General features: G+C 55.0%; 13 protein-coding genes. 7 read left to right on the plus strand and 6 right to left on the minus strand.

The annotated features are described in order from the left end of the window. Window positions 1-3: 3 nt before the first annotated feature. The 6 genes from IAE27_RS08930 (at window position 4) to IAE27_RS08955 (ending at window position 5,269) form a co-directional block, all read left to right on the plus strand. Window positions 4-474 carry a PTS sugar transporter subunit IIB gene (locus IAE27_RS08930; RefSeq protein WP_004108507.1) on the plus strand — a complete coding sequence of 157 codons (471 nt, stop codon included), beginning with the start codon at window positions 4-6 and terminating at the stop codon, window positions 472-474. An 18-nt stretch (window positions 475-492) separates the two neighbouring features. Continuing rightward, the gene (locus IAE27_RS08935) at window positions 493-1,272 is read left to right on the plus strand and encodes a PTS mannose/fructose/sorbose/N-acetylgalactosamine transporter subunit IIC (protein WP_004108505.1); all 780 of its coding nucleotides are present in this window, start codon (window positions 493-495) and stop codon (window positions 1,270-1,272) included. Then, window positions 1,250-2,101 carry a PTS system mannose/fructose/sorbose family transporter subunit IID gene (locus IAE27_RS08940; RefSeq protein WP_004108503.1) on the plus strand — a complete coding sequence of 284 codons (852 nt, stop codon included), beginning with the start codon at window positions 1,250-1,252 and terminating at the stop codon, window positions 2,099-2,101. The genes IAE27_RS08935 and IAE27_RS08940 overlap by 23 nt, the downstream gene beginning before the upstream one ends. Before the next feature lie 12 nt (window positions 2,102-2,113). Beyond that, window positions 2,114-3,175, plus strand: a complete 1,062-nt coding sequence (locus tag IAE27_RS08945; RefSeq protein WP_004108501.1) for an SIS domain-containing protein — start codon at window positions 2,114-2,116, stop codon at window positions 3,173-3,175. Between the two features lie 17 nt (window positions 3,176-3,192). After that, window positions 3,193-4,203, plus strand: coding sequence for an SIS domain-containing protein (locus IAE27_RS08950; protein ID WP_004110359.1), 1,011 nt, complete (start codon window positions 3,193-3,195; stop codon window positions 4,201-4,203). Between the two features lie 139 nt (window positions 4,204-4,342). Beyond that, complete coding sequence (locus IAE27_RS08955) at window positions 4,343-5,269, plus strand: Rpn family recombination-promoting nuclease/putative transposase (RefSeq protein WP_017145046.1); 927 nt, start codon at window positions 4,343-4,345, stop codon at window positions 5,267-5,269. 52 nt (window positions 5,270-5,321) lie between these two features. Here the strand turns inward: IAE27_RS08955 and opgB are convergent, their stop codons facing one another. From opgB to IAE27_RS08985, 6 genes are all read right to left on the minus strand, one after another. Beyond that, the gene (gene opgB / locus IAE27_RS08960; RefSeq protein WP_154022773.1) at window positions 5,322-7,613 is read right to left on the minus strand and encodes a phosphatidylglycerol--membrane-oligosaccharide glycerophosphotransferase; all 2,292 of its coding nucleotides are present in this window, start codon (window positions 7,611-7,613) and stop codon (window positions 5,322-5,324) included. Window positions 7,614-7,869: 256 nt separating this feature from the next. Then, window positions 7,870-8,364, minus strand: a complete 495-nt coding sequence (locus IAE27_RS08965; RefSeq protein WP_004110364.1) for a DUF2501 domain-containing protein — start codon at window positions 8,362-8,364, stop codon at window positions 7,870-7,872. Between the two features lie 64 nt (window positions 8,365-8,428). Further along, window positions 8,429-9,166, minus strand: coding sequence for a DNA replication protein DnaC (dnaC, locus tag IAE27_RS08970; protein ID WP_024273697.1), 738 nt, complete (start codon window positions 9,164-9,166; stop codon window positions 8,429-8,431). Between the two features lie 2 nt (window positions 9,167-9,168). After that, the gene (gene dnaT, locus IAE27_RS08975) at window positions 9,169-9,708 is read right to left on the minus strand and encodes a primosomal protein DnaT (protein ID WP_023329212.1); all 540 of its coding nucleotides are present in this window, start codon (window positions 9,706-9,708) and stop codon (window positions 9,169-9,171) included. Between the two features lie 108 nt (window positions 9,709-9,816). Next, window positions 9,817-10,290, minus strand: a complete 474-nt coding sequence (locus tag IAE27_RS08980; RefSeq protein ID WP_004108488.1) for a threonine/serine exporter — start codon at window positions 10,288-10,290, stop codon at window positions 9,817-9,819. Continuing rightward, complete coding sequence (locus IAE27_RS08985; protein WP_004108487.1) at window positions 10,281-11,057, minus strand: threonine/serine ThrE exporter family protein; 777 nt, start codon at window positions 11,055-11,057, stop codon at window positions 10,281-10,283. Before IAE27_RS08985 ends, IAE27_RS08980 begins: the two co-directional genes overlap by 10 nt. A 283-nt stretch (window positions 11,058-11,340) precedes the next feature. On the opposite strand from IAE27_RS08985, the gene pobA reads away from it, so the two are divergent. Continuing rightward, window positions 11,341-12,525: a 4-hydroxybenzoate 3-monooxygenase gene (gene pobA / locus IAE27_RS08990; protein WP_023329213.1), complete on the plus strand. Its 1,185-nt coding sequence runs from the start codon at window positions 11,341-11,343 to the stop codon at window positions 12,523-12,525. Window positions 12,526-12,541 lie beyond the last annotated feature (16 nt).

Raw genomic sequence — 12,541 nt, forward strand, 5'->3', positions numbered from 1 at the left:
ACTATGATTACGCTATTAAGGGTTGACCATCGATTACTTCACGGCCAGGTTGCCTTTTCCTGGACGCAGTATGTCGGCGCTGATTGCATTTTAATTGCCAACGATAATGTCCCTGATGATGAGCTACGGAAAACGACGATTAAGCTCGCTAAACCCCCTTCAGTCAAACTGGTGATTAAAAATATTAACGACTCTATTGAATCGATAAAAAGCGGCGTGACCGACAAATATAATCTGTTTATCGTCGTGGAATCGGTAAATGATGCCTGGCGGATTGCCAGCGCCGTCGAGGAAATTAAAAGTATTAATCTCGGCGGAATTAAAGCCAAAGAGGGCAGTAAAAATATCTCTAAGGCGATTAATTTACTCCCGGAAGAAATAGAGCAACTGCAGCAACTGGTTGGGAAAGGCGTCGAAGTTGAGATTCGCCAGGTCCCTAACGACCGCAAACAGCTTTTTGCGGAATGCGTTTAATTCCGCGGAGGACAGATTATGGTAGAGGCTCTCTTACTGGGGCTGGTGGCGTTTATCGCGCAATCGGAATATGCATTAGGAACGTCGCTGATTTCGCGGCCTATCGTGACCGGGCTGCTGACCGGGCTGGTGCTGGGGGATGTACAAACCGGCGTCATCATGGGCGCGACGCTTGAGCTGGCCTTTATTGGCTCTTTCTCGGTCGGCGCATCGATTCCGCCTGATGTAGTAACCGGCGGTATTCTCGGCGTGGCGTTCGCCATTACCTCCGGCGCGGGAACGGAAACGGCGCTGCTGCTTGGCCTGCCCATCGCCACCCTGACGCTGATCCTGAAAAACGTCTATCTGGGGATGTTTATTCCGATGCTCAGCCAGAAGGCTGACGGCTATGCGGAGCGGGCGGATACCCGCGGCATTGAACGTATGCATTTGATTGCTGGCTTCGGGCTGTCGCTGATGCTCGCCACGGTGGTCACCGTGTCATTCCTGGTCGGCAGCAATGCGGTGAAATCCCTGCTTGACACGATCCCGGAATTTATCAAACACGGGCTCAGCGTCGCCACCGGCATCATTCCGGCCCTCGGCTTCGCAATGCTCGCCAGGCTACTGATTAATAAGAAAGTTGCGCCGTACTTTTTCCTCGGTTTCGTGCTGATGGCCTACCTGAAAATTCCGGTAACCGGCATCGCCATTCTCGGCGCTATTGTGGCGGTGGTCATGGTTAACGTCACCGCGTTGAGCTCACCTCGTACGACGACAGAACAAGGAGTCAGCGATGACGACGAAGATGATTTCTGAAGAAACTCTGCAGCCGCAGGCGCAGGAAGAGGCCCGTATTACGCCGCGCGATCTACGCCGGGTCTTCTGGCGCTCCTTCCAGATGGAGTTCTCCTGGAACTATGAGCGGCAGATGAATCTTGCCTTTGTTTACGCCTTGATTCCGGTGCTGAAAAAGCTCTATCCGCGCAAAGAGGAGCTGGCCGGGGCGTTAAAGCGACATCTGGTGTTTTTCAATACCACGCCGCATATCGTCACCCTGCTGCTGGGGATCACCGCGGCGATGGAGGAGAAGAATAGCCAGCAGAAGAACATGGACGCCAACGCGATTGATAACGTCAAAGCGTCGCTGATGGGGCCGCTGGCCGGGCTGGGGGACTCCTTCTTCTGGGGCACGCTGCGCCTGATCGCCACCGGCATCGGCACCAGCCTGGCCCTGAAAGGCAACATTCTCGGTCCCATCCTGTTTCTGCTGGTGTTTAACGTGCCGCACATCCTGGTGCGCTGGTTCTTTACCCGCTGGGGCTATGTGCTGGGCACCGGGGTACTGCAGCGCATCCAGAAGAGCGGAATGATGGAGAGTCTGACCTACGGCGCGTCGATTATCGGCCTGATGGTGGTCGGGGCGATGACCGCTTCAATGATTGATATCACCATCCCCATCGCATTCGGCGCCGGAGAGGCGAAAACCCAGGTGCAGGACATTATCAACGACATTCTGCCCTGCATGCTGCCGCTGGTAAGTTTCGGCATCGTTTACTGGCTGCTGGGGCGCAAGGTTAAACCGCTCTCTATTATCGGGGGGATGGCGCTGGTGGGCATTCTGGGTTCGTGGATTGGCTTGTTTTAACAGGAGTCGAAAATGGTAGCAACGATGATGACCTATATCAGTGAGGAGTCGGCCTGTCTGACGCAGATCCTGCGCGACTACCGGCAAAAGCTGGCGGCGATTGAGACTTTTGCCCGCCAGCACCCGGTGCGCCGCATTCTGCTGTTGGCGACCGGGTCGTCGCTGAATGCCGCCCTGTGCGCGCGCTATTTCTTTGAGCAGCGCTTCGGCGTCCTGGTTGAGATTAAAGAGCCGTACAACTTTACGCACTACGAGGCGGTCGATCCGCATACCGATCTGGTGGTGGCGATTTCGCAGAGCGGTAAAAGCGCCTCAACGCTGGAGGCGATGCGTAAGGTGCAGGCATTGAGCCTGCCGGTTTTTGCTCTGACCTCCGATCCGCAAAGCCCGATAGCCCGGGCCTGCGACGGGATACTGGATATCAACACCGGGATTGAAAGCGTGGGGTTTGTCACCAGAGGGTTTAGCGCGACGGTGCTGAATTTGCTGCTGATGGCGCTGACCATCGCCCGTAGCCAGGGAAAAGCCAGCGAGGCCGAGGAGCAGCGCTATCTTGCCGAACTGCAGCGGCTGGCGGCGGCGATCCCGGATGTCATTGACCGCACCTCGCGGTTTATCGACAGGCATGGCGAAGCGCTGCGGGGCGGCGAGCGCTTTGTCGCCACCGGCTATGGCGCTCTGGTTGGGGTCGCGAAAGAGTTTGAAACTAAATTTACCGAAACGGTGCGCGTGCCTTCCAGCGGCTTTGAGCTGGAAGCTTATATGCATGGTCCCTATCTGGAGGCGAATTGCCGCCATGTGATGCTGTTTATTGAAGATGCACCGGATGGGCGGACCCGGGCGCTGCGGGACTATATGGCGCCGTCCATTGCCCGCGCCTTTACGCTGACGCTGAGCGACGAAGAGGATGCGCAGACGCTGGCGCTAAACTGCCCGTGTGAACATCACCTGGCGCCGCTGCTGCTGATTGTTCCCGTCCAGATGCTGGCCTGGCATACCGCCGGACTGAAAGGCATCGATCTGGCTAAACGTATTTTTGACGATTTTGACCGCGTCTTAAAAAGTAAAATCTGATTATTCAGGAGAAAACTATGTTGGGTTTTAATCAGGACGAGTACCTGACCAGTGCTCGCGAAATCATCGCTGCGCGCAAACAGGCGGAAGCCGTCGCCGACGATATTTATCACAGCGGCTGCAGCGCCTTATTTTTCGCCTCGGTAGGCGGTTCTTTAGCTCCGATGATGGCAATTAATGAGTTTGCTAAAGAATTAACCGGCGTGCCGGTTTATCTTGAGCAGGCGGCGGAATTAATCCATCGCGGGCATAAAAAATTAAATAAAGATGCGGTGGTGGTGACGTTATCCAAATCCGGCGATACCAAAGAGTCGGTGGCCATTGCCGAATGGTGCAAAGCACAGGGGATTCGCGTCGTGGCCATTACCCGTAATGCCGATTCGCCATTAGCTGAGGCGGCGAGCTGGCATATTCCGATGTGCCACAAGAACGGTGTGGAATATGAATATATGCTGCTCTACTGGTTATTCTTCCGCGTCATTTATCGTCACGGCGATTTCGCCCATTACGATCGTTTTGCCAGCCAGCTGGAGTTGCTGCCGGAAAATCTTCTGCAGGCCAAACGCCAGTTCGATCCGCAGGCGGATAAAATTGCCGCTCAGTATCACGGCTGCGACTATATGATGTGGATCGGCGGGGCGGAAATGTGGGGCGAGGTCTATCTGTTCTCGATGTGTATTCTCGAAGAGATGCAGTGGAAGCGGACCAAGTCGGTGAGTTCGGCTGAGTTTTTCCACGGCACCCTGGAGTTACTGGAAAAAGAGGTCCCCCTGTTCCTGGTGAAAGGCGAGGGTAAATGTCGGGCGCTGGATGAGCGCGTTGAGCGCTTTGCTGAGAAGATCACCGACCACCTGGTGGTTATCGACCCGCGTGACTATCCGCTGAACGGTATTGATGATGCTTTCCGCTGGATCATGGCGCCGTGTGTCGTTTCTACTCTGCTGGTGGACCGGCTGGCGGCCCACTTCGAACATCATACCGGACACGACCTTAATATCCGTCGTTATTATCGTCAGTTTGATTACTAAGCTATGCTGATGGCGGCCAGCCCGGCTGGCCGCCGCGCTATTCTCCGAGGCGCTTCCCAGAAAATTATCGTCAAACCCAACGGGTCAAAAACCGATGGTAGAGTCCGGCTTTCCTTCTCTTTCTGGCAAGCGGACGGCCATGAAAAAACGGATGACCTCAACGCCGCATGATGCGGTTTTTAAGCGATTTCTTCGCCACCCGGAAACGGCGAATGATTTTCTCACGCTGCACCTGCCGGAAGCGATCCGTCAGCGATGTGATTTTTCTACCCTGCGGCTGGAACCGGCGAGCTTTGTCGATGAAGATCTGCGCGCCTGGTACTCGGACGTACTATGGTCGGTACAAACCCCCTGCGGCCTGGGATATGTGTATGTGGTGATAGAGCATCAGAGCTCGCCGGATAACCATATGGCTTTTCGCCTGATGCGCTATGCGATTGCCGCCATGCAGCGTCATCTCGACGCCGGGCACAAAACGCTACCGCTGGTGGTGCCGATGCTTTTTTATCACGGAGCGACCAGCCCCTATCCCTTTTCCCTGAACTGGCTGGACGAATTTGCCGACCCGCAGATGGCGAGGACGCTGTATGCCTGTCCGTTTCCGCTGGTTGATGTGACAGTGATACCGGACGATGAAATTGTTCAGCACCGGCGGGTCGCGCTGCTGGAACTGATGCAAAAGCATATTCGCCAGCGCGATCTCAGCGGGATTACGGAGTCGTTGGCGACCCTTGTCATGCTGGGATACACTAACCGCAGGCAGTTGAGAGTGCTGTTTCATTATATGCTGCAGTACGGCAACACCGCCGATCCGAGCGTGTTTCTCCGCCGGTTGGCCCGCCGTCTGCCACAATATGAGGAGAGGTTGATGTCTATCGCTCAAAAACTCAAGCAGGAAGGGATACAGGAAGGCCGGCAGGAAGGGCGCCTGGAAGGTCTGCAGGAAGGTAGCCGGCGGGAAGCGTTGCGCATTGCCGGCAGTATGCTGCAAAACGGTTTAGATACCGAGACGGTTCAGCGGATTACGGGGCTCTCAGCGGATGAGTTAAAGCCGCTGCATAGCTAATATCCGCACCCAGTCACCGCGACCCGGCGCAAAAGTCGCCGGGTGGAAGGGGTTACCCTTCGTTTTTCACCACTTTGATTTCAACCATACCGATGCCCAACTGACGCGGGGAGTGGCCGAGAATATTGCCCTCGTTCGTGGACTGCGGGTCCGGCGGCGCAATCGTCAACGTACTGCTACGCGACGGATTATCGAAATGCAGGGTAGTGGTGGTGACATCATTAGCCAGTACGATCGTTTGTTCGCTGTTGCCTACCCGTACCGGAATCGGCTTATTGGCATTCGGCCCGTAGGCTTTGGCGGTAATCACCAGATCGAATTTCTCCGGCAGCGGCTCCTTATATTCAATTTTCACTTCGCTGCCGAGCTGAGCGTTAGACCATCGCCCCCATGTTTCCGGTCGAGAGATACCGCTAAATTGCTTCACCTCTTCCGGCGCGCCGGCAACGTTGAACAGGAAGCTGTCGGCTTTATAACGAATGTCGTTATCGACAATCTTCAGCGTATCGACGTTGCCCTTATAACGCTCCATATCGATAAGGGTATCTTTGAACGCGGTTTTACCCTGCCACTGGGCTTTGTCGACGCGCTGGACTTTCTGTTCGCCTCCCAGCTGGCCCTGCGATACGCACCAGTCGGTGGAGAGCGCCACTTCCGGCGACCACAGCTGACCCACCTTGTAGCAGCGGTCGACCCAGACGAAATTATCACGCGGCGCGAAATCGGCCAGCTGGAAGCGCAACGGTGCGGAGTATTCGCTTTCTGGCAGCGGCTCAACGCGTTTGTCGGAGATGCGCAGCAGCAGCGGCAGGCGGAAATGGCTGCCGGAGAAGGAGATCATATTTTTCTGCGCATCAACGGTGAAGTTCTTCATCTCTTTGGGGAAATTCCACAGGCGGATGATATCCGGCTTCCACGCCAGCACTTTCTCTTTCATATTGAGGAACACAGTGGAGAGCGATTCTCCGGAAAGGCTGCTGCGGCCAAGGCCAATAAAGTTATCGCCGCCGAGAATATCGAGCACCGTCGCGCCGTTATCCATGGTATTACGTTTGACGGCCAGCGTATCCTGCTGGGGTTGATCGCCGCGCAGGACGAAAAACAGATTGCTGCGATCCTGCTTATTCAGATAATCCCAGGCGCTGTTTTTCATCGCCAGGTGATCGGATGACACTACGATGACCGTATTTTTGAACCACGGAGAAGCTTTAATCTTCTCGATTAACGCCGCAATGTGCTCCTGACTGCAGGAGACGGCGCTAAAGGAAAGGTTCTTTTTGCCGTCCATGTCGTAGCTTTTGCGCTGGCAGGTTCGGGAGATGAAACCATCCGGATGATGGGTATCGACCGTCAAAGCAAACAGCGAGAAGCGTTTACCGGACTGCGAAAGCGCTTCGAATTTTTTCCAGGTTTCATCAAGCACCGTATCATCGTAGAAGCCCCAGTCGTTACGATAGGCCGGATCGGCAACCGTGGTTTTTAGCTCTTCCGCGCCGTACAGATGATCGAAGCCGTGAGACTTCAGGAAGACATCTTTTCCGGCGAAGCGCAGATTCGCGCCCTGTACGAAGTAGTTCTCATAACCCGAGTTTTTCAGGATATCCCCAAGGCAGATATTCTGCGGGAAAAAGCTGGAAACTGAGGCCGAGGCGTTGCCTTCAAACGGCGCAAACAGCGGGATTCCGCACTGAGAGGCGACCATTCCGGCAATCGTGTAGTCGGTGCCGGGCAGCTGGGCGGTATTGCTGAAATCCAGCCCCTCGCTTTTGAGTTTACCGAGCTCCGGCGTCAGGTCCGGGAAGGCGTCGTTATCAAAATAAGTGCGCTCCAGACTTTCGCCGTAGATGTACACCAGGTTCAGTTGCGGATTGGTGATGCTTTTTGATGGCTCTTTGTAGTAAGCCACGAAGTCAGGATCGCCATCGCGGGACTGGGATTTAACCAACTCGCTAATCTGGCGAAAAGCGGGGCTGGCATCCACTGAAGCCAGCGCCAGAACCAGCGCCACGAGGCTGTAGCCAAAGTGATGAGGGTGATGCCGGCGGCGGCGGAGCACCCAGCCGAGTGCGCCAAATACCGCGACCAGCGCCACGACCAGCCCAACGCCAGGCAGGATATATTTGCCCACGCCAGCGCCCGTCAGGCTGTTGGTCAACGTATAAAGTACCGCGTCATTGATACCATCGCCGGTGAAGTAATTGCTGGCGTAGAGGGTAATATTCAGAATAACGAACAGGCCCAGCACCGTGAGCGTGGCGGCGAACCACCAGGTATTACGACCGGCTTTTAATGCATAAATCATCACCGAAGCAAGAAACAGGGCGATGGATAACAACTCTGACACAGCTCATCCTCATTCACGCCAGTTGTCTGCTGGCCAGATAGATCTTTTTCCACGCTACACTGTAATTGCAGCGCAATATTGCCGCAATTGTAACGTCATGAATTTGTGCTGTGGTTCAGAATTGGTTTAGAAATCGCCGTTTTTGAGCTGCTTCACATCCTGTCAGACAGGAGATTCCGGGCAAAGATGTTAAAAAACAGACGTTGCCGCCGCGTTGGCCAGGGTAACCCGCCAAACGCGGCATTAAGAGGATAAATCAGGAGAGGAAGCTCACGCCCTGTTTTAAGACCAGGTCGCAGGCTTTGGTTTTGACTTTTTCCGCCAGCGGGCTGCTGCCAAGGTTGTTCAGATTCAGCTGCTGGCCATCTTTGCTGGTCAGCAAACCCTGAAGACCCTCAAGATAGCTGGTGTCTTCTTTTTGTTTTTCCGGCGTGCTGAGACCCAGTTTATCCAGCACCTGATTTTTGATGTTTTCAGTATTGGTGACTGAAGCCAGCTTCTGTTTCGCGCAATAAGACATAATCCCTGCGGCATTATTCATGCTGCTGGAGGTCAACGACTGGTTGCCACCGTTGAGCAAACCGGTCAGCGAAGAGAGGGACATCCCGCCGCTTTGCTGGCTACCGTTCTGGCTGCTGAGCTGGTTTGCGGCGCTGGAGAGCGAATCCTGCCAGGAGGTGGCGTGGGCGCCGAAGGTGAATAAAGCGCCGGCCACCATCGCCGTGCGGAACAACGTTTTTGCAGATTTCATAGACGTACTCTTCGCCGTGGCTGAACATGCAAAGAGTATAACGCTGGCGGTGTTCAGAAATATCTTAATACTCTTTTCCGGTTACGCGATCGCGGTAGCTTTCCCAGTTAAAATTGACCCACAGGCTATTGCCCAGCCGCATACGGTCCATTACGCGCTCGCCAAGTAGTTTGTTCATCTCGTCCATGGTGCTGTTCGTCAGCATACCGGTTGGGCGCTTTGACGAAGAGCGGCGATCGACAATCTGATTAATGATGACCTTCTCGTAGCGTGATTCCGTTTGCATACCGATTTCGTCTATTACCAGCAGGTCGACCTTGCTCAAATCGGTGAGTAGCTGCTCTTCGCTGGTTTCCCGGTTGCCGAAGGTATCTTTCATCGCTGACATAATATCGGCGACGGTGATAATCAATACCGATTTCCCCCGCAGCAGCAGCTCGTTGCAGATAGCGGCGGCAAGGTGGTTTTTTCCGGTACCCGGCTTTCCGGAGAAGATAAAGCTGGCGATATTGCCGTCGAACTCCTCAACGTACTGTCGCGCTCTGGACAGCGCAATCATCTGGCCCTCGCACTCAACCCGGTAGTTATCCAGCGAACAGTTCTGGTGCAGCGGGCGGATGCCGGAACGGTTAAAGGTACGCTGCATTTTCATGGCGCGGTTTTCGCGTTCCAGCGCCTCAGAGCGCAGCTTGCCCTGTTCTTTTTGCCACGCCAGCAGCTCTTCACCTGTCTTGAACGCGGGTTCGACATGGGCTGGCATCATCTTTTGCAGGCGCTTCATTAAATCGCCGACATTTTTCATGCTCATCCTCGGAATCCTCGTGGAATATGGTTATCGGGTTCGCTAATCGCGTTGACATCCCGTCGCGGCTGGCCGCCGTTGCTGGCCCGGCCAATCTGCACGCTGCGTGCCAGCTTCTGCTGCCACTGGACATGATGAAAAACTTTACCTTCCGCCTGCCAGTAAGCGACAAATGCCGCCAGCTCTTCCGGCGTGACCGGCTGGCTGAGGGCGATGCCCCACAGCGCGGCCAGACGCTGAAAATCGGCATCCGGCTGCCAGTCGGCATACATCGGAAATTTACCTATCGGTACCGCAACGGGGGCCTCCGTCGGCTCGTCAAAAAACTGCGCATCCAGCGCAATATCGCTATTAGGGCGCGATAATTTGGCTTCCAGCTCCAGCAGCTGCGCCAGACGCTCCGGCGTCAGCGCATAGAATGCGGGCGCGTTGTTGGCAAATACGGCGACGGCGCCGGCGGAGGATTTTGCCAGCACCGCCGCGTGATCCTGCATGAAGTCATCCAGACCGCTAAAATCGGTAGTTAATATTCGTGAAGACATAAATCAATCTCAACTCTGAACAACTAAAAAGAGAGGGGTAGCTGCACACATAGTAGCATAGAGGTCGCTCAGGAAGGAGCGCCGCGGGCGAACCGGCGGCGCGGTTAGCTAGACGCGCGGACGCTTGCGATACAGCCAAAGTCCCGGAATAGAAAGCCCGATGGATAATGCGCCAACAATAGACGAAGCCTTAAGAAAATTGCTTAACAGCATAATCATCATCTCTTCCGAGTAGCCAAAATGGCTGATTTTCACCGCAGAGATCATCGCGGTATAGGCGGAGATACCCGGGAACATCGGAATTACCGCAGCAACGGTGAAAATCTTCGGATGAGCCAGATACCAGCGCGACCACTGGATGCCGATGCTGCCAACCACCAGGGCGGCCATAAACGTCGCCCATTCAATATTAAAACCTGCCGTCATCATAACCATGCGCGAGCCGTGGCCGATAGCCCCCAACAGGGCGCACCAGCGCAGCGCTCGCTGCGGAACGTTGAATACCATCGCAAACCCAACGGCAGGGATGGCGGCCAGCACCATATCCAGCGCCAGTTCGTAGAGATAAATGATTATGCCCATCCGCGTAGCCCCCACATTGTCATCGCCATCACCACGCCAATACAGGTCGCGAGGGTTAACAGGCTGGCGATTGCCCAGCGCGCCAGGCCGGTGTTGATATGTCCCTTAAACATGTCGGCAACCGCATTGATCAGCGGAAAGCCGGGTACCAGCAGCAGCACGCTGGCGGCCATCGCGATCGTCGGCGTGCTGGCGAAAGCCGGCAGGCGCAGCATCAGCCCGGAGATGGTGGTTGCGACAAAGGCGGTGAGGCAGAAGTTGATTTGCGGATGCATGGAGCGATGAGTCAGGACCTGGCGAATATACATCGCTACCGTGCTGGCGCAGAAAGTGACCAGCGCGCCGTCCCAGCCGCCGTTGTTAAGCTTGCAAAAGCAGGCGCAGGAGAGGCCGACCATTAAAACCAGCAGCCAGCGTGGATAGCGCAGCGGCTTGATCTGGGCGAAGCGTTTTTCGACGTCTTTATAATCCAGCAGCTTATGTTCCGCCATAATCACAATATGCTGAACTTCCGTGACGACGTGCATGTTGATGCCGCGATCGCTGTTTTTCCGCGTCGAAGTCAGGCACTCGCCATCTTTGATGGTGGTGAGAACAATCGCATTAGAAGAGATGGCGCTTTCCACGCTATCCATCCCCAGCGCCAGGCCCAGGCGGGTTGAAAGCTCCTCTACCAGCGCGCTTTCCGCTCCGTGTTGTAATAAGAAAAGACCACATTGAATGCACAATCGCGTGATTGCGCGCTGAGTTGCCCGATCTGCTTGCATAGATACCTGCTGTCCGTGATGCCCGATGCCGTAGTGTCTGGCGATACTTTTACCTGAAGTTGCGTTTTATCTGAGCGGTCCGGATCAAACAATGTGTAAAAAACCGTCGCATCCTGGGGGGCGCTGAAATTTGAACTCCGCCACACTTCCGCAACATTGGTGAAAAGTACAATTTTTGCACCAATTTCTCCCTTCTTTTTCCCGCCAGACTTATCAAAAATGCAAATTCAAACTTTTAATAAACAAAAAACAAACAAATAATTAACCATGCTGAGGCGATGCTATGAAAACACAGGTGGCGATTATCGGGGCTGGCCCATCCGGACTCCTGCTGGGGCAGTTGTTACATTACGCCGGGATTCAAACCGTCATCCTTGAGCGACAGACTCCTGAGTACGTGCTGGGGAGGATCCGCGCGGGCATTCTGGAAAGCGGAACGGTAGAGCTGCTGCGCGAAGCCGGCGCCGCCCGGCGAATGGAGGTTGAAGGCCTGGTTCACCATGGCGTCGAATTTTTGTTTGAGGGCAAGCGGGTACCGGTTGCGCTGACGGAACTGACGGCGGGCAAAAGCGTGATGGTTTATGGCCAGACTGAAGTGACGCGGGATTTGATGGCCGCGCGGGCGGAATGCGGGGCGGCGACGATTTATGGCGTCAGCGAAGTCACTATTAATGAGGCAAAGAGCGATCGACCATCGGTCTCTTTTATCAGCAATGGCGAACACTGCCGCTTAGAGTGCGACTTTATCGCCGGCTGCGATGGCTTTCACGGCGTGTCCCGTCAAAGTATTCCACCGGGTGTGCTGAAAGAGTACGAAAGCGTCTGGCCGTTTGGCTGGCTGGGGCTGCTGGCCGATACGCCGCCGGTGAACCCGGAGCTTATTTACGCGCACCACGAACGCGGGTTTGTTCTTTGTAGTCAGCGCTCACTAACTCGGAGCCGTTATTACCTCCAGGTCCCGCTCAGTGAAAAGGTTGAGGCATGGTCTGATGAGCGTTTCTGGAATGAACTCAAACGCCGCCTCCCTGAAGAGCTGTCCAGCAAGTTAGTGACTGGTCACTCACTCGAGAAGAGCATCGCGCCGCTGCGCAGCTATGTGGTGGAGCCGATGCAGTACGGCAGATTGTTTCTGGTGGGGGATGCGGCGCATATCGTACCGCCTACCGGGGCAAAAGGATTGAATCTCGCGGCGTCCGATGTGAACTATTTATGGCGCATCCTTCGTGAATATTATCACCATGGTCGCGTTGACCTGCTGGCGAGCTACTCTCGTTTTGCGCTGGATAGGGTATGGAAAGGCGAAAGATTCAGCTGGTTTATGACCCGTCTGCTGCATGATTTCCCGCAACAAAGCGAGTTCGATAGAAAAATGCAGGCGGCGGATCGGCGTTATTATCTTGGCTCACGCGCCGGATTAACCACGATCGCTGAAAACTATGTCGGTTTGCCGATGGAGCGAGTGGCATAAAGAGAAACCGTTCAGG

The organism is Klebsiella sp. S69 (genome assembly GCF_016516145.1).
In the GTDB taxonomy this organism is placed as follows: Bacteria; Pseudomonadota; Gammaproteobacteria; order Enterobacterales; family Enterobacteriaceae; genus Klebsiella; species Klebsiella oxytoca.

Coding starts and splice junctions, on each gene's coding strand:
- IAE27_RS08980 (WP_004108488.1), bottom strand. CDS start 10,290: ATGGGCATAATCATTTATCTCTACGAACTGGCGCTGGATATGGTGCTG.
- IAE27_RS08940 (WP_004108503.1), top strand. CDS start 1,250: ATGACGACGAAGATGATTTCTGAAGAAACTCTGCAGCCGCAGGCGCAG.
- IAE27_RS08965 (WP_004110364.1), bottom strand. CDS start 8,364: ATGAAATCTGCAAAAACGTTGTTCCGCACGGCGATGGTGGCCGGCGCT.
- IAE27_RS08985 (WP_004108487.1), bottom strand. CDS start 11,057: ATGCAAGCAGATCGGGCAACTCAGCGCGCAATCACGCGATTGTGCATT.
- IAE27_RS08930 (WP_004108507.1), top strand. CDS start 4: ATGATTACGCTATTAAGGGTTGACCATCGATTACTTCACGGCCAGGTT.
- dnaC (WP_024273697.1), bottom strand. CDS start 9,166: ATGAAAAATGTCGGCGATTTAATGAAGCGCCTGCAAAAGATGATGCCA.
- IAE27_RS08935 (WP_004108505.1), top strand. CDS start 493: ATGGTAGAGGCTCTCTTACTGGGGCTGGTGGCGTTTATCGCGCAATCG.
- IAE27_RS08945 (WP_004108501.1), top strand. CDS start 2,114: ATGGTAGCAACGATGATGACCTATATCAGTGAGGAGTCGGCCTGTCTG.
- dnaT (WP_023329212.1), bottom strand. CDS start 9,708: ATGTCTTCACGAATATTAACTACCGATTTTAGCGGTCTGGATGACTTC.
- pobA (WP_023329213.1), top strand. CDS start 11,341: ATGAAAACACAGGTGGCGATTATCGGGGCTGGCCCATCCGGACTCCTG.
- IAE27_RS08950 (WP_004110359.1), top strand. CDS start 3,193: ATGTTGGGTTTTAATCAGGACGAGTACCTGACCAGTGCTCGCGAAATC.
- IAE27_RS08955 (WP_017145046.1), top strand. CDS start 4,343: ATGAAAAAACGGATGACCTCAACGCCGCATGATGCGGTTTTTAAGCGA.